We start from the raw sequence: 16,690 nt of genomic DNA, 5'->3' as shown, positions 1-16,690 counted from the left end.
TCGACCGGTGGCACGGCCGGTCGGCAGCCTGGACGCCGATGCGGCGCCCGCACACCGGCGCCGTGGCGTGCTTCGCCGCGGCGTGGAGCCGCTCGTAAGCACCGCACATCCACGACACGAACGGGGGTACCGGCATGCGCGACAGGACCGGTCTCATCGGCGTCACCATCTGCTTGCTCACCCTGCTCACCTGGGCGTTCACGTCCTCGGCCCGTGCCGCCGAACGGACGCCCGGCACCATCGCCGCACCGCGGGCCGACGAACGGTGCGCCGCCCTGGCACCGGGCGCCTCCGCGGCGGCCGAGCAGGCGATCGCCGCGGCCTGTACGCAGGTGGCGGCAGGGGTCTGGTACACCTGGGGCGGCGGCCACGGCCCCCGGCCCGGCGCCACCTATGGGCAGGTCGACCCGACCGACCCGGCCAGCGAACACGACCCGGAACGGCTCGGCTTCGACTGCTCGGGGCTGGTGCGCTACGCCTACGCGCAGGCCGCCGGGTCCGACATCCTCAACGGCGACGCCGACGCCCAGTACTACACACCCCGTGCCGCCGCCCGCTTCACGGCCGCCCAGGGTCTCGCCCCACTGCTGCCCGGCGACCTGCTCGCCTGGGGCACCTCGCAGAACCTCCACCACATCGCGATCTACCTGGGCGCAGGCAGAATGGTCGAGGCAAGGCAGTCGGGCACCAAGCTGATGGTCAGTGACGTACGCCTGGGCGGGGACTACTTCGGTGCGCTGCGCGTCGACACCGGCGCGGTGAGCGGGCATGTCTTCCGCACCTGGGGCACCGGTGTCTGGACGAAGGCCCAGCCGTCCACGCGTGCAGCCCGGGTGTACGCCTTCCCCGGGCCGACCACGATCCGGGTCGAGTGCCAGAAGCACGCGGAACTCGTCACCGCCGACGGATACACCAACGACGCCTGGTCCTACCTGCCGGACTACCGGGCCTGGGTCACCAACATCTACATCCAGGGCCCGGCCTGGCTCGACGGCGTGCCCACCTGCACGTCCTGACCTCCGGGACGACGGGGCCGCCGGACACCACCGAGACCGTAGCCGGCCCCGTCAGCAGTTCGTGATCGACCAGACCCTCGCCCAGTTGCCGTGGGTGTCGTGCGAGCCGGGCCGGCGGTTCTGGGCCGCGAACACGGAGTGCGTGTCAGGAGCGGCCGCGGCTGTGGCGGCAGGGGCGGCAAGCGCGCCGATGCCGGCCAGTGATGGCGCCGCTGTGCCTAACGAGAGACGCGACCGAAGTTTCACTTCGGAGCTCCTATCGTCGTCGTGGTTGGTCTTCGGCGCGCAGCTCCCGCCCCGGCACAGGAGCACCGGGCGGCAATCGCGGCCGTCGGGCGATCCGGGACCCCGGTTGCCGCGCGTCCGGTGCACGGTCGAGGTGTCGGGCTGACCCGACCAACGGTATTCCCGGAGGATGGCGTCCAGACTGTGCCGTACGGGTCGGGGAGCAGAGCGGGGACTTCCCTCATGGAGCGGCGGGCTGCTTCCGGCAGTGATGGGCGACGCCTTCCGCGAAGGAGCGGGCCAGCGGGGAGAGGGCGTCCCAGCTGCGCACCGCCCATCCCGCGGCGAGGGGCGGGAGCGCGGGGATGGGGATCAGCCGCAGGTCCGGATGGCCCGGGCCGCTCCAGTCGGGCAAGGCCGGGACGACGGCGCGGCCGAGTCCCAGCCCGGCGAGGAGGACCGCCGTGTCCCAGTCGGTGACGCTGGTGTCGAAAACGGGCCGGATCCCGGATTCGGCGAGCCGGGAGCTGAGTTGGGAGCGGGAGGTCGAGTTCTCCGGGAGCCCGATCAGCCGGGCCTCCTGAAGGTCGGCTGGATCGATGAACGCTCTGCCCGCCAGCGGATCCCGCGCCGTGACGGCGAGCGCCCAGGGCAGCTCGACGACGGGGTGCTGCTCGGCGGAGCGGATCGAGGGCCCGAGCGTGACCCAGGCGAGGTCGACGCTGCCGGCGGCCAGGGCCTCGAAGCAGCCACGGCTGGAGGGCTCGGTCTGGAATTCCAGGCTGGCCTGGGGAAAGCGCCGACGGAAGTCGACGACCGCGGCAGCCATGAAGTGCCGGACGGTGGTCGCCCCGGTGGTGACCCGTACCGATCCGCCTTCTGCGTGGGCGAGATCGTTCAGCTGGCGCAGTGCCTGATCTATGCACCCGAGGCCTTCCGTGACCGCTGCGTGCAGCCGTCTTCCGGCGAGGGTCGGTACGACGCCTCGTGGCTGCCGCTCAAGCAGGCTGAGGCCGATTTCACGCTCGAGCCGCTTCACATGCTGGCTGACCGCCGACTGTGTACGGGTCAGGTCGCGGGCGGCGGCGCTCAGGGAGCCGGTCCGGCAGACCACGGCGAAGACGCGGAGATCGTCGAGTGTCACAAACCCCCAAGGTATTGCTTGGGGCCTTCCCAGTGAACCCCTGGATTGACTTGGGTTTCCGGAGTGCTCGATCATCGACGCAGGGCCCAGGGCGGCAACCCGCCCGATGCTTCCACAACGGTCCGGACCCGTGGAGGCAGGGCGGGTGCCGACCCGCTGGACATCGTTCTCCCGAGGACAAGGAGTCCACGTGACCACATCCGCTCTGACGGTGGCCGTCCTCGGCCCAGGCGGCATCGGCGGCCTGGTCGGCGCGCTGCTGGCCCGCGACGGGCACCGCGTCGTCTGTCTGGCCGGCGAGGAGACCGCCGCTGTGCTGCGCCGGGACGGTCTGCTTCTCGAGAGCAAGCGGTACGGCGAGTTCACCGCGCCGGTGGAGGCCGACACCCGGCTGCGCGAGCCGGTGGACGTGCTGTTCGTGACGGTCAAGCAGACCGCTCTCGCGGCGGCGCTCGGCCGGGTGCCGCCAGACGTCCTCGGCGACGCCGTCGTGATTCCGCTGCTCAATGGCCTCGACCACCTCGCCGTGATCCGCGGGCGCTACCCGGCGGGCGAGGTCGTCGCCGGGACGATCAGAGTCGAGGCGACCCGGACCTCACCTGGGCGCATCGTCCACACCAGCCCGTTCGCGGACGTCGAACTGGCCGCTCCGCCGAGCGAGTTGGCGGATCGGCTGCGCCATTCCGGCCTCGGCGTGTCGGTTCGGGACGACGAGACGGTGATGCTCTGGGACAAGCTCGTCTTCCTCGCCCCCTTCGCCCTGCTGACAACCCGGCACCGGACCGATATCGGCACCGTCCGCACCCAGCATCGACCGGAACTGCTCGCCGTCCTCGACGAGATCACCGCAGTGGCGCGTGCCGCCGGCGCGGCCGCAACGACGGACGGCGTGCTCTCCTTCTTCGACCGCGCCCCGCAGACGATGAAGTCCTCGATGCAGCGCGACGCCGAGGCCGGCCGCCCGCTCGAACTCGACGCCATCGGCGGAGCCGTCCTGCGGGCCGCCACCGCTCATGGCGTCGGTACCCCGGTCACGGCACGCCTGGTGGCCGAGGTGGGCCGCGCTGCACATCAGGAGTTGTGATGCAGGGTCCTTCACCTGCCGACGGAAGCACCACGGCAGGTGGCCCCAGCCGCGACGCGGACTGGCCGCAGATCACAGGCTTCCTGGTCACCCGAGGCGCGGACCGGATGCCCCACCCCGGAGGAACACTTCTGGAACACCTGATCCGTGTGGCGCGGGTGCTGAGCCGATGGGGCGCCGATCCGGACGTCCAGGTCGCGGGGCTGTGTCACGCGTCGTACGGGACCGCAGGATTCGATCAGGCCCTGCTCGGCACCTCGGAGCGCGCCGTGCTCGCCCAGCTGATCGGCGAGCGGTCCGAGGAGTTGGTCCACCTCTACGCAGGCTGTGACCGCGGTGTCGTGTATCCGCGCCTGGCCGGCGTGCGGCCCGTCGTCTTCCGTGACCGCTTCACGGGCGCTGAACACACACCACCGGAGCCCGACGCACGCGCGTTTCTGGAGATCACCGCGGCGAACGAGCTCGACGTACTCACACACAACACCGAACTGGCGGAGCGATACGGCCCCGATCTGTACCGGCTGTTCAGCGGCGCACGCGATCTGCTGTCAGCCGCGGCCTGGCGGTCGTGCGTGCAACTGCTCGGCCGGTACGCACCCCTATCCGGTGCCGCGGACGAGGATCACCGGTTCGGACTGTCCGGCGCACCGGACTCCAAAGGCCCATGACCAGCACCTGACTGCATGACCCGGACGGCAGTCTGATCGAGATCGGCACCTCGGACTGAGCCGCGCCTCGTCCGTCGGTCGGCGCAGGGCCGTGGTCGCCGGCTCGGGCGGGGCTCGTCGCTCCGGTGGCCGCCACGGGTGCCGATACAGGCCGTCGAGTACGGCGCGCTGCGCGGGGACTCACGTCCGCACGCCCGCTCTTGCCAGGGTTGCAAAGCACCCGGGTAGTCCTCAGGATGGAGCCGTGCCGACCATCGGCCCGAAGGGAGCGCCTGCCGGCGAGCTCGGGAAATGGCAGATGGCAACCCTTACATGCGGCGCCATCCACCGGGACGGGCCCGGTGCGTTGGGGACTTCAGGCGGGCCCCAGACGCCGTGACCCACCGCGTCCGCACGCCCCAGCCCATCCGTTTCATGGCACCGTCCACACGCTGAAGGAAGCGCGGAACACACGCACGGTGTGTGCGGTCGGGATGACGCCGCATCCCCCGTTCAGCGCAACCGAAGCGATGCGAGTTCCGCCGGTTCGGACGGTCCGTGGTGCATCCAGGACAGGAGAAGAATCGATGACGATACGCACCCGGCGGCTCGGAAAACGCCGCTCCACGGCTCTGCGCACGGCGGCCCCGCTGGTCTCCCTGGTGCTGGCCGCTTCCGTCTGTGGCGAAGCGGCCGCGCACGGGGGTGCCGCCGGTTCCGTCAGAGCTGCCACGACCAGCCGTGGCGCGGATGCCCCCGGCGCCACCGGCTCCCTGCCCGGCTACTCGACCACGGGAAGTGCATCGGCCGCATTCACAGGTCCTTCGGCCGCCACCACCTGCGTCGACAGATACTTCACCGCCATGACCTCAGCGCAACGGGTGGGGCAGCTCATCATGGGCGGCGTCTCCGCTACCCGTCTCGACCAGACGCAACTGCGTACTCTGCGGAACAACCATGTGGGCTCCATCATGCTGACCGGGCGCAGCACCGCCGGGACGCGGGCGACCCGAACGCTGGTCGACAGCGTCCGGAGCCAGGCGGACCAGGTGGGCGGGCACCGAGTGGGAATGTTCGTCGCCACCGACCAGGAGGGCGGCCAGGTGCAGGTGCTGAACGGCCCCGGATTCTCGACCATACCCAACGGGCTGACCCAGGGCAGCTGGTCGACCACGACGCTGCGCACCCGGGCGACCGACTGGGCCAATCAGCTGAAGGCCGCCGGGGTGAACCTCAACCTGGCTCCGGTCGCCGACGTGGTCCCGGCGAGCCTGGGCACACGCAACGGCCCGATCGGCCACTTCTACCGGGAGTACGGCCACACTCCGGACGTCGTGAGTTCCCACAGCAACGCGTTCTCCAGCGGTTTCGCGCAGGCGGGCGTCATGACCACGCTCAAGCATTTTCCGGGGCTGGGCCAGGTGATCGGCAACACCGACACCACCGCGAACGTGAAGGACTCGGTGACGACCTCCGGCAGCGCCAGTCTCACACCGTTCCGGACCGGCATCCGTGCCGGTGCTCCGTTCGTGATGGCCTCACTCGCCACGTACACCAAGATCGACTCACGGCACATCGCGGCCTTCTCACCGACCGTCATCGGCCAACTGCTGCGCAGCCAGTTGGGCTTCAAAGGCGTGGTCATCTCCGACGACCTGGGCAACGCGGTGGCGGTACGGTCCTTCACCCCCGCCCAGCGAGCGGTGAACTTCCTTACGGCGGGCGGAAACATGATCCTGACGGTACGGCCGGACGTCGTACCGGCGATGGCGCAGGCCATCCAGACCCGGATGCAGCAGGACGCGGGCTTCCGAGCCAAGGTCAACGACAGCGTGCATCGGATCCTCGCCGCCAAGCGCAACGCGGGTCTGCTCGTCTGCAGCTGAACGCCCGGTGGACGGGCGCGCCTACATCGCGCTGAGGGGCCGGCGCGGTAGGAAAGGCGGCGGCGGGCTGCGGACTGAGCATCACACGGCTCCGCGTAGTGCGGCCTAACGGCCAGGGCGCCTCGCCGCCGCCCCGAACCAGAAGAGGCCCAGGGTGGTCCGATTCGCGGAATCCGTTCCTGCCCGTCTGGACGGCCTCGGAAGACGGACGATGCCGGTCGTCAGCCTCGGTGGCCTGCCGCCCGAGCAGCCGACCTGTTCAGCCGACGCCGTTCGGGTGAATCTCTTCCCGAGCCGTCAGGGTTCGGGAGCCCGGCTGGGGATGATCCGGTCGAGCCGGCTCCGAGACCAGTCGGTTCTCCGATCACCTTCCCTGCCTCGCCGCGTTGACCCGGCAGTGGCAATGTGCCCCGCATGCGCTTGCGCCTGCCCCTCGGCAGCCCCGCCACACTGCACAATCCCCCTGGTCAAAGCTTACGGACGTGGTCGAGCGGCTGAGGAGAACGACCGATGGACACAGCAGGACACCCGGACCGGAGAACTCTGCTTGTCGGCGGGCTTGCGGGCGCCACGATCACCCTCGCGGGCTGCTCATCGACGAAGGCCGTGCCGACGGCAAGCAGCCTCTCGCCGGAAGCCCGGCCGGCCTCGCCCGCCACCGCACTCGCCAGACTGATGGAAGGCAACAAGCGCTGGGTGAGCGGAGATCTTCGACACCCCGACCGAGACCCGGACCGGCGCCAGCTCGTGGCGCAGCAGCAGGAGCCCTTCGCGGCGATCCTTTCATGCATCGACTCCCGTGTGCCGCCTGAACTCCTTTACGACGCCGGCCTGGGTGACCTCTACGTGATGCGCACGGGTGGGACGACGGTCGGCCCGGTCGTCACCGGTTCAGTCGAATACGGGCCCATGACGAGTGGCACTCCGCTCATCGTGGTCCTCGGGCATCAGCGCTGCGGCGCCGTCAAGGCGGCGTACGACTCCCTTCGTGGCGGCAAGTCGCTGCCCGGCAATCTCCAGGCGATCGCCCAGGCTCTGCGGCCGGCGTACCGGCAGGCCGTCCGGGAAGGAGGTGCCGATCCGGTCGAGACCATGACCCGGGCCCAGGTCAAGCTGACCGCCACCGCTCTGCGTTCCAACCACGACCTGGCCCCGCTCGTGGCCAAGGGAACCCTTGCGGTGGTCGGCGCCTACTACTCCCTGGACACCGGCAAGGTGGAAGTCCTCAACGGCACGCCCTCCTGACACCCCATCGGGCGGGGCCCGGTGCGGCGCCCGGTCGCGGATCACGCCTCCGGCGCGACTCCGGCTTGCCTGGGCCCGGGCGGTGACGGCCAGGACCGCGGTGCTGACGGCCGGCGCACTGATGCCTTCTCGCGGGCTCTTCAGCCAGGCGGTGGCCACGTCGCGTACGTCACTGTCCGGCTCGGGGTAGGTGCCGGGATCGGAGCTTGAGTGATGCGGGGCATCCTCCCGGTCGGGTTCCCGGTGGTCCCCGGCTCGGCCGTGGCCGGTTGTCGTCGACAAGGCCGGCCAGGGCGCCGCCGCCGCGGGCCGTGGGCACGGTCGCCGAGCAGGACCTCGGGCGTGTGGGCGGCCTCGGAGCCGCCCCTGTGCTGTACGGCGAGGCTGGGTGGAGCGAGTCAAGGCCGCCGTCCCGGTCGGCGTGGACTTCCCGTTCGCCGCCACCGGGGCGTACGTACTCTCCGGCTCCGTCGCCCTGATCGGCGATCCGGTCAAGGTCGTCACCATCGCCGACCCCGCTGCCGGGCAGCGCGAGGTGCGGTTCACCGGCAGGGGCCCAGCCTACCGCTTCCGGCAGGCCCTGCCGCAGCCGGCCGGCCTGATCGACGCCGGCAGGCTCGACCTGCCCGTGTGGCAGGCGTACTCACTCGTCGAGGCCGCCCAGGCAACGCCGACCCCCGCGTCCGCGCCACGCGTTCACGAACAACTCGGCATCTCGACTTGATAACAAGTCTGGTCCAAAGCGCTTTTGAAAGGTTCATGCCCATGTTGGCTGGCCCTCGGTGTTCAGCAATGGAACGGACGCAAAGTAGCGCCGCCCCCTCTCTCCTCCCACCACCCTTCGGAGGTCCATGTGTCACCGCTCGACCGCCGTACGTTTCTCAGAGGCGCAGCCGTCGTCGGCACCGCTCTGGGGCTGGACGCACTGCCCGCCGGGGAGCACACGACGGCATCCGCCGCCTCCGGGTCGATCACCGATGTGAAGCACGTGGTCATCCTGATGCAGGAGAACCGCAGCTTCGACCACTACTTCGGCGCCCTCAAGGGTGTCCGCGGCTTCGCCGACCGCAGCACCATCACACTGCCGGGCGGCCATTCGGTCTTCAGTCAGCCGTCCGGATCGGGGCGTCAGTACCCCTGGTCGATGAGCGCCACCTCTCCTTGGCTGGGCGTCGACGGCGAGCGACTCGCCCAGTGCGACGGCTCGCTCGACCACGGGTGGTCCTCGCAGCACAAAGCCTGGAACAACGGCAAGATGGACAGCTGGGTGTCCGCGAAGGGCACCAACCGGACCATGGGCTTCCTCAAGCGCGGTGACATCCCCTTCCACTACGCCCTCGCCGACGCCTACACCATCTGCGACGCGTACCACTGCTCGATCCTCAGCGCCACCGGCCCCAATCGCACCTACCTGTGGGGCGGCATGATCGACCCCGACGGCACCGCCGGCGGCCCCGCGTACGACGGTGCGGACGAGTCCGGCCTGAAGTGGCAGACCTACGCCGAGTCTTTGCAGAACGCGGGCGTGAGCTGGAAGGTCTACCAGAACGCCGGCGACAACTTCGGCGACAACGGCCTCGCCTACTTCTCGGTGTTCGAGAACGCCTCCGCCGGCAACCCGCTGTACGACCGGGGCATGGCTTCGGTGCCGCGAACCTCCGGGTCGACGCCGGACGACATCGCTGCCGCGATCCGGCACGACGTGCTCAACGGCAGCCTTCCGCAGGTCTCCTGGATCGTCGCCAATCAGGGATTCTCGGAGCATCCGTCCGCCCCGCCGAATGACGGTGCGCACTTCATCAACCTGGTGATGCAGGCACTCAACGCGGATCCGGCCGTCTTCAACTCCACCGTCATGTTCATCAACTACGACGAGAACGACGGTTTCTTCGACCACGTGCCGCCGCCGGTCCCGCCGGCCGGGACCCCGGATGAGTTCGTCAACGGCACACCGATCGGGCTCGGCTTCCGGGTGCCCATGTTCGTGATCTCGCCCTGGAGCCGTGGTGGCTGGGTCAACTCACAGGTCACCGACCACACATCGGTCATCCAGTTCATGGAGGCCTGGACCACGGCGCTTGGCACCCCCGCGCGCTGCTCGAGCATCAGCGCCTGGCGCCGCAAGGTGACCGGGGACCTCACTGGTTGCTTCGACTTCGGCTCTCCCGTCTACGGGATGCCGTCCCTGCCCTCCACCAGTGCGGTCATCGGCCAGATCAACTGTTATCTGCTGCCGAACCCCAGCGCCAACACCAACGCGCTGCCCGTGCAGGAGACGGGCACCAAGCCGGCCCGGGCACTTCCCTACCAGCCGAACGCCTACATCAGCCGGTTCGACTACAACGCGAACGGTCAGGTCCTGGTCTGGGTCGACATGGCCAACCAGGGTGTCCAGGCCGGCGAGGCGGTGCACTTCTCGGTCTACGCCAACGCCTACCGCAGCGGCGGTCCGTGGCAGTACACCGTCGACCCCTACAACGCCGCCACACGCACCGACGGCCAGGCGGAGGACTACTTCAACGTCGGCAGCGGCTACGGCAACGGGCTCTACGATCTGAGCGTCGTCGGCCCCAACCGCTTCCTGCGCCGGTTCACCGGCAACGCTCTCGGCCCGGCCAAGAACATCGAGGTCGGCTGCTACTACGCCCCGGCCCCGACCACCGGCAAGCAGGCGGTCTGGTTCCGCATGACGAACCAGACCGCTGCAAGCGTGACCTTCACCATCAAGTCGAACAACTACCGAAGTGACGGTCCCTGGACCTACCAGGTGGCTGCCGGAGAGTTCACGGACGACTTCTTCAACGCCGTGGCCTACCAGGGCGGCTGGTACGACTTCACCGTCACGGTCAGCGCCGACGGTTCCTTCTCGCGGCGCTTCGTGGGCCACATAGAGACGGGCGCCCCCAGCGTCACCGGCTGAGCCATCGGTCCGCACCCCCTCCGGGGTGCGGACCGAACCACCCGTGTCTCCGATGCCGGCAGTCTCGGCAACTGGGATGGCTTCTGGGTGTCGAGTCGTTCAACGCCAGGACCCGGCTGCACCCACCGGTTGAGCCGCGAAAGGACTAGGCGCCGATGGCCCGTACCTTGCCCGCGCGCATCGGCCGACGCCGGGAGTCACCCTGCCGGCATCAGCCGCCGGTCAGCTGCCGGACGGCCTTGAGGACCTGGCCTGCTCCGTCCTCGGTCACCATGTGCTGCGCCACTCCCGCGGCGGCTCGTGTGTATCCCTGCTGCTGCACGACTCGGCCGAGTGCCTCGGCGAGCCGTTCGGCGGTGAGCGTTCGGAAGGGGATCGGGTCGGTAGCGGCGCCGACGGCGGCAAGTCGTCGCGCCCAGAACGGCTGGTCCGCGGTCACCGGCACCGTGACCGCCGGCACTCCGGCACGCAACGCCGCGGCCGAGGTGCCGGCCCCGGCGTGGTGGACCACGGCAGCCAGTCGTGGGAACAGCAGGGCGTGCGGTACGGCCCCGATGGTGAGGATGTCGTCGCCGTCCGCCGCGAGCCCCGCACTGCCGGCTTGGAGGATGCCGCGCAGCCCGGTGCGACGCAAAGCTCGTACGGCGATCTCGCTCAGCCGTTCCCCGTCTCCGGCCGCCATGCTTCCGAAGCCGATGAGGACGGGCCGGGGCCCGGCGTCAAGGAAGGCCTCCAGGTCCGTGGGCAGCCGTTCGGTCACGTCGAGGTGGGGCCACCAGTTCCCCACGACGTTCAGGCCGGAACGCCAGTCGCAGGGACGTGGCACCAGTGCCGTGCTGAAACCGTGCAGGATGGGCCAGTTCGCCTGTTCCTGCCGTCGGCGCATCGCGGGGGCCGAGACCGGTGGCAGCCGCAGGCGGTGGCGTAGCCGCGCGACCGCCTGCTCGTAGACACGGTCGGCCATACGGACAGCGAAGCGTCCGGTCGCGCGGTTGGCGAGGCGGCCCAGTGAGCGGGAGCCTGTGATGACGGGAGGGAAGTCGCGGGTCGGAGCGTTGGGTTGGAGGTACACGCCGAGGCTGGGTATCCCCCTGGCCTCGGCGAGATGCCAGCCGAGCGGGGCCGTGGTGGCCGACAGCAGGAGCAGATCCGTGCCTTCGTCCGTCACGTCGGCGAAACCCTGACCCAGTTCGGTGATGAACGTGGTTGCGACGCGCATCAGTTCACGTCTGCCGGTGACGCCGCTGCTCCCCCGTGTGTCGCCGGGAAGCCCGCGGAATTCCAGTCCGGCGTCACGGGCGAGGGGTGCGAAGGCGTCCGTGGTGGCGAGGGCGACGTCGTACCCGGCCCGGCGCAGTTCGGCGCCCAGGCCCGTGTACGGCGCGATGTCGCCGCGCGAGCCGGCCGCGGCGATCAGGATCTTCATCGGTCCCCCTCGGAGTCGGTACGGACGCCTGCGCGGCGGGCCGCATTGGCGTGAACCGCCTTGCACAGGTAGGCGGCCAGGCCCGGACGTTGCTGTGACGGCGGCACGACCAAGGCGAAGGCGCGTGGGTCGGCGACGAAGTCGTCCGCGATGCGCCGGTGCATGCCGGGTGGGCAGGAGGTGAACCAGCGTGAGACGTGCAGACGGTGTTCCTCGGCCAGGTCCATGGCCCGCTCGCCGTCACTCGGCTCCCCCTCGTCGAAGGCCGCGAGCAGTTCCGCGCGCCAGGCGGAAGACTCGCCCATGAGCTGCCGCCAGTCCTCCTTGGTGTGGGCGGCCGCGCGCGCCATCGCCTCGCGCTGTCCCTCCGAGTGCGCCCACTTGAGCTCTGCCTGTGTGGCGTAGCTCAGGTCGAAGGTGATCTCACCGAAGACCTCGAAGCGTTCCTGAGGGGTCAGGGACACCCCGGTCCGCTGGACCTCGATGGCCCGTTCCGCCACCTCGGCAAGCTGCTGCAGCCGGTCGATCTCCGCACGCAACTGCCGCTGCCGGGCGTGCAGATGCTCCAGGGCGTTCGCCTGTGGATCCTTGAGGATCGCGGCGATCTCATCGAGGGTGAAGCCGAGCTCGCGATAGAAGAGGATCTGCTGGAGACGGACCAGGTCGGCGTCGCTGTAGAGCCGGTAGCCGGTTTGACTGCGGCCGCTCGGTGACAGCAGCCCCGCCTTGTCGTAGTGATGCAGCGTTCGCACCGTCACCCCGGCGAATGCCGAGACCTGTCCCACTGAGTAGCTCACCCACCTGCCCTTTCGTCGGCATACAGCCTGAAGCCTGACGTAGGGGGAGGGTCAACTCAGGAGCGTGCCGCCGTCACGCCCATCGCAGAGGGCAGCAGTATGCGTCTGGTCGCCCAGGAGGGGCCGGCCACGCTCGAGAGCGATGTGGCCGTTCGCGTACTTCTTCTGGGGACGTCGCCCTGCGGACCCCTCACGCTGGCACAGTGACGCGGGGCCTGAGGCACTGCAAACGGTGCGCACTCTCCTCAGTGGTTACTGATCCCGCCGAGGAGGAGGTGGCGGGGGCCGCGGAGCATGGCGTTCTGCCGGTAGGGGGGGCGGGTCCTGGACCAGGGCCGCGGTACCCAGCAGGGGGATCAGTGCGCCGAGTGCGGTCTGGGCTTCGATGCGGGCGAGCGGTCCGCCGTAGCAGAGGTGGATGCCGCTGCCGAAGCCCAGGTGCTGATTGTCCGGGCGGGCCGGCTCGAACCGGTCGGGGTCGTGGAACCGCTTGGGGTCGCGGTTGCCCGAGGCCAGCGCGAGCACCACGGTGCTGCCGGTGGGAAGCGTGGTGCCGGCGAGGCCGATGTCGGCCAGGGGGATACGTTCCCGCATGTGGACCGGGGGCTCGTAGCGCAGCAGTTCCTCCACCGCGCTGGGCAGCAGGCCGGGTTCGCGGCGCAGCCGGTCCAGCTGGTCGGGCTGGCGCAGCAGGGTGAGGACCCCGTTGGTGATCAGGTTGACCGTGGTCTCGTGCCCGGCGATCAGCAACAGGACCGCCGTTTGCGCGAGTTCCTCGCGGGTGAGCCGCAGGGCCGGGTCGGGTTCGTTGACGAAGGCGGACAGCAGATCGTCGCTCGGATGGGTGCGGCGCCGTTCGGCGAGGTCCAGCAGGTACCGGCCCATCTCGGCCCGTGCCTGTTGGGTCGCCTGGTTCCGCTCGGTGGTGTCCTCTCCGGGCTTGACGTCGGCGCCCGCGACGAGGACGTCGGACCATTCCCGGAAGAGCGGTTCGTCCTCTCGTGGCACACCGAGCAGTCGGCAGATCACCGTGACGGGCAGCGGGTAGGCGAAGTCGTCGACGATGTCGATCTGTTCGCGGTCCCGGAACCCTTGGAGCAGTTCCCGGGTGATGTCGGCGATCTGGCCGCGCATGGCGTCGACCCGGCCCGGGCTGTGCGGTGGTCCGAACGGCCGCATGGCCAGGGTGCGCAGTCTGTGGTGTTCGGGGTCGTCGAGCCGCAGGAAGGGCGGCTGCGCACCTTCCTCGTACAGATCACCGGCCGAGGCCGGACGGCTTCTCGGATCGGCGCTGATCCGTGGATCGTGGAGCAGAGCGGCGATCTCGTGGTACGTGCCGACAAGGTAGCTGCCGTCCGCCTGCCGCACCACGGGCCCCGCTTCGCGGAGTTCCGCGTACAGCGGGTAGGGGTCGGGGCGGTTGGCGTAGTCGGTGATCCGTTCCAGCAGGGTGTCCTCGGTCATGTTGGGGCTCCTCGGGGACGGGTGGAAGCGTCAGCCTCAGTGCTGCACCACGGTCAGCCGGCGGTCCGGCAGATAGCCGGTGAGCGCGACGGTGGGGCCGTGGGAGAGCCCCTTCGGGTCCGGCACATCGGAGGGAACCGGGATCTCGGCCGCCATCGGACGGTCCGCCGCGCCGGGGGCGGGCGGGAACGGAGCGGCGGTCTCGATCAGGTGCTGGTAGTACTCCAGCGACTTGGCCATGTTGACGGTGACCGCGGCGGTGACCCTCCCCCGGTAGCCGTACACCATCGCCAGACGGCGCGCCTCCAGGGAACCCTGGGCGATGACCACCTGGTCGGAGAAGGAGGGGACGCCCACAGATTTGATGTTGAGCCCGAACTGGCTCGACCAGAACATCGGCACCGCAAGGTGGGGACGCCTCAGCGGGCCCGGACTCACCATGTTGTGGGCCGCCACCTCGGCCTGCGCGACCGCGTTGCCCCAGTGCTCCAGGGAGAGCATCTGGTACTCGAACAAGGGGTGCGGGAAGCGGGAGACGTCACCGGCCACGAAGACGTCGTCGGTGACGATTCCGTACATGTTGAAGGCCCGGCACCCCGCGTCGCAGGCGACACCGCGCGGGCCCGCGGCAAGGCCGGCGTCCGCCAGCCATTCGACGTTGCGCACCGCGCCCAACGCCACGACGCACACGTCCGCCTCCACACGGCTGCCGTCGGACAGGTCCGCTCCGATGAACCGGCCGCCGCCGTCGCCGTGCAGGGCGGTGACCGTCACCCCGCACCGAAGGTCCACCCCGTGGCCCCGATGCATCGCGGCGGCAAGCTTCGACAGCGTCCCGCCGAGCGCCCCGACCAGGGGGCCAGGGCCGCGTTCGGCGACCGTCACCTCCAATCCCCGTTCCCGGCAGGCCGAGGCGATCTCCGAGCCGGTGAAGCCCCCGCCGATGACCAGCACCCGCCGTGGCCCGGCGGCCAGCCGCGCGGCCAGGCCCCCGGCGTCATCGCAGGTGCGCAGAGTGAACACCCCTTCCAGGGCGGCCTCCTCCGGGTTGGGCCAGGGCCGCGCCCGGGTGCCGGTGGCGATCAGCAGCCGGTCGAACGGCAGCGGGTCTCCATCGGACAGCAGCACCCGCTTCCCCATCGGGTCCAGACCAGTGGCCCGCACCCCCAGCCGCCACTCGGCGTCCGGGTCCCGGCGTATCGGCAGCCCGGTGGCGTCCGGCGCCGTCTGGCCGAGCAGCACCTGCTTGGACAGCGGGGGCCTGTCGTAGGGCGGGTAGGCCTCATCCCCCACCACGGTGAGTGAGCCGGTGAAACCCTCTTCGCGCAGCGTCTCGGCGGCCCTCAACCCGGCCAGCGACGCGCCGACGATGACGATTCGGCCCTTGCGCAGGTCATCGGTCACCCGCGCTCACCTCCTCACCGACGAGGATGGCCTGCACGGGACACGCCGCCGCGGCCTGGCGTACGCGCTCCAGCTGATCGTCGGGGACGGTCGGTGTGTAGAGCAATGCCTCCTCCCCGTGCAGCCGGAACACCTCCGGGGCGAGGAACACGCACTGCGCATAGCCCTGGCAGAGCGTGAGGTCCACAACGATCTGCATCTCGCCGCTCCCTCCGTCGTCCCATCCCCCTCCTCCACTACAGAGTGAGGGAAGAAGCGCGCTCTCGCCCGGCTGCTATGCCGGAGGCCGGGCAGGCTCGGGGTGCGGGGGCGGGAGATACGCGGACACCGACGGGTCGACGAGGCACAGCGGAGTCCGGAGGCGGTTCACCCGTTCAGGTCCGTGCCCCATCGTGGGTGGTTCGTCGAGGTTGCGGGTCAGGGCGTCGCCGGCCGCGATGGGCCGACGGTGCGCGGACACGAGAGAGCGCCGCGGGCGCTTCGGGTCCGTAGGGCCTGGATCAGGAACCAGCCGATCCGTGCGCCTCCGCCTTCGAACCTGCGATGGCGGTCCGGGTGTCACCGGCTGCCTGCTCCAGGGCTCGGGCGGCCTCCTGAGCGGTGGAGTGGGTGAGCAGCATGACGATGGCGGTCTTGGCGTGGCCGCCGGCCGCCTGCAGAGCCTCCGCGGCCGTGTCGGGGTCGGTGCCGGTGGCCTCGACGACCATGCGGCGGGCGCGGTCGACGAGCTTGTCGTTGCTGGCCCGGACGTCGACCATGAGGTTCCCGTAGACCTTGCCCACGCGCACCATCGACGCGGTCGAGAGCATGTTGCAGACCATCTTCTCGGCGGTGCCGCCCTTGAGGCGGGTCGACCCGGTCAGGAGCTCGGGGCCGGTGGAGACCTCGATCGGGATGTCGGCGTAGCGGCTGACGACCGCGTCGCGGTTACAGGCGACCGACACCGTGACGGCTCCCTTGGCGGCGGCGTGCTTCAGGCCGCCGATCACATAGGGGGTACGGCCACTGGCGGCGAGTCCGACGACCGTGTCCTTGTCGTCCACGCCGACCTCGTCGAGGTCGGCGGCCGCCCTCTCGGGTTCGTCCTCGGCCCCCTCGACCGCCACGACGAAGGCGTCCGGGCCTCCGGACAGCAGGCCCACCACCTGCTCGGGGGAGGTGCCGAAGGTGGGCGGGCACTCGACCGCGTCGAGCAGGCCGATGCGGCCGCTGGTGCCGGCACCGATGTAGATCAGCCGTCCGCCCCGGCGCAGGGACTCCGTGATCGCTTCGACGGCCGACCCGATCTCCGGGAGGGCATCACGGACCGCGAGGGCGACGGTCTGGTCCTCGGCGTTCATGACCGAGAGCAGTTCGGAGACCGGCATGCGGTCCAGCTCTGCGGTCCGCTCGTTGCGGCTCTCTGTGGCCAGTGTGCTGAGGTCCACGGCGC

Annotated in this window: 13 protein-coding genes and 1 pseudogene; 7 read left to right on the top strand and 7 right to left on the bottom strand. The window is 70.2% G+C overall.

The features are described 5' to 3' along the window. Positions 1 to 134 precede the first annotated feature (134 nt). Positions 135 to 1,016, top strand: coding sequence for an NlpC/P60 family protein (locus tag LZ604_RS19670; protein ID WP_234516696.1), 882 nt, complete (start codon positions 135 to 137; stop codon positions 1,014 to 1,016). 466 nt (positions 1,017 to 1,482) lie between these two features. Here the strand turns inward: LZ604_RS19670 and LZ604_RS19665 are convergent, their stop codons facing one another. Continuing rightward, positions 1,483 to 2,385 carry a LysR family transcriptional regulator gene (locus LZ604_RS19665; protein WP_234516695.1) on the bottom strand — a complete coding sequence of 301 codons (903 nt, stop codon included), beginning with the start codon at positions 2,383 to 2,385 and terminating at the stop codon, positions 1,483 to 1,485. A gap of 190 nt (positions 2,386 to 2,575) precedes the next feature. On the opposite strand from LZ604_RS19665, the gene LZ604_RS19660 reads away from it, so the two are divergent. The 6 genes from LZ604_RS19660 to LZ604_RS19635 all read left to right on the top strand — a co-directional run bounded on the left by LZ604_RS19660 (position 2,576) and on the right by LZ604_RS19635 (position 10,167). Beyond that, positions 2,576 to 3,469 carry a ketopantoate reductase family protein gene (locus LZ604_RS19660; protein ID WP_234516694.1) on the top strand — a complete coding sequence of 298 codons (894 nt, stop codon included), beginning with the start codon at positions 2,576 to 2,578 and terminating at the stop codon, positions 3,467 to 3,469. Further along, complete coding sequence (locus LZ604_RS19655; RefSeq protein ID WP_234516693.1) at positions 3,469 to 4,137, top strand: DUF6817 domain-containing protein; 669 nt, start codon at positions 3,469 to 3,471, stop codon at positions 4,135 to 4,137. Before LZ604_RS19660 ends, LZ604_RS19655 begins: the two co-directional genes overlap by 1 nt. A 566-nt stretch (positions 4,138 to 4,703) precedes the next feature. Further along, positions 4,704 to 6,002: a glycoside hydrolase family 3 N-terminal domain-containing protein gene (locus LZ604_RS19650; protein WP_234516692.1), complete on the top strand. Its 1,299-nt coding sequence runs from the start codon at positions 4,704 to 4,706 to the stop codon at positions 6,000 to 6,002. 510 nt (positions 6,003 to 6,512) lie between these two features. Continuing rightward, positions 6,513 to 7,247 (top strand): carbonic anhydrase, encoded by a 735-nt coding sequence (locus LZ604_RS19645; RefSeq protein WP_234516691.1) that lies wholly within the window; start codon positions 6,513 to 6,515, stop codon positions 7,245 to 7,247. 388 nt (positions 7,248 to 7,635) lie between these two features. After that, entirely contained in the window at positions 7,636 to 7,971 is a 336-nt protein-coding gene (locus LZ604_RS19640) for an MDR/zinc-dependent alcohol dehydrogenase-like family protein (protein ID WP_234516690.1), read from the top strand. A gap of 129 nt (positions 7,972 to 8,100) precedes the next feature. After that, entirely contained in the window at positions 8,101 to 10,167 is a 2,067-nt protein-coding gene (locus LZ604_RS19635) for a phosphocholine-specific phospholipase C (RefSeq protein ID WP_234516689.1), read from the top strand. Positions 10,168 to 10,378: 211 nt separating this feature from the next. Here LZ604_RS19635 and LZ604_RS19630 read toward each other — a convergent pair whose 3' ends face one another. The 6 genes and pseudogenes from LZ604_RS19630 to murQ all read right to left on the bottom strand — a co-directional run bounded on the left by LZ604_RS19630 (position 10,379) and on the right by murQ (position 16,685). Then, positions 10,379 to 11,593: a glycosyltransferase gene (locus tag LZ604_RS19630; RefSeq protein WP_234516688.1), complete on the bottom strand. Its 1,215-nt coding sequence runs from the start codon at positions 11,591 to 11,593 to the stop codon at positions 10,379 to 10,381. Continuing rightward, complete coding sequence (locus tag LZ604_RS19625) at positions 11,590 to 12,390, bottom strand: MerR family transcriptional regulator (RefSeq protein ID WP_234516687.1); 801 nt, start codon at positions 12,388 to 12,390, stop codon at positions 11,590 to 11,592. The genes LZ604_RS19630 and LZ604_RS19625 overlap by 4 nt, the downstream gene beginning before the upstream one ends. A gap of 245 nt (positions 12,391 to 12,635) precedes the next feature. Further along, positions 12,636 to 13,854, bottom strand: a pseudogene (locus LZ604_RS19620) (cytochrome P450). Positions 13,855 to 13,890: 36 nt separating this feature from the next. Continuing rightward, a complete protein-coding gene (locus LZ604_RS19615; RefSeq protein ID WP_234516686.1) occupies positions 13,891 to 15,258 on the bottom strand; it encodes an NAD(P)/FAD-dependent oxidoreductase in 1,368 nt (455 codons plus the stop codon). Beyond that, positions 15,248 to 15,457: a ferredoxin gene (locus LZ604_RS19610; protein ID WP_234516685.1), complete on the bottom strand. Its 210-nt coding sequence runs from the start codon at positions 15,455 to 15,457 to the stop codon at positions 15,248 to 15,250. Before LZ604_RS19610 ends, LZ604_RS19615 begins: the two co-directional genes overlap by 11 nt. A 301-nt stretch (positions 15,458 to 15,758) precedes the next feature. After that, entirely contained in the window at positions 15,759 to 16,685 is a 927-nt protein-coding gene (gene murQ, locus LZ604_RS19605; protein WP_234516684.1) for an N-acetylmuramic acid 6-phosphate etherase, read from the bottom strand. Positions 16,686 to 16,690 lie beyond the last annotated feature (5 nt).

Origin of the sequence: Streptomyces glomeratus (genome assembly GCF_021462825.1) — a bacterium.
Lineage (GTDB): Bacteria > Actinomycetota > Actinomycetes > Streptomycetales > Streptomycetaceae > Streptomyces > Streptomyces glomeratus.
The sequence above is the reverse complement of the archived record's forward strand: the minus strand, read 5'-3'. Positions and strand labels throughout refer to the sequence as shown.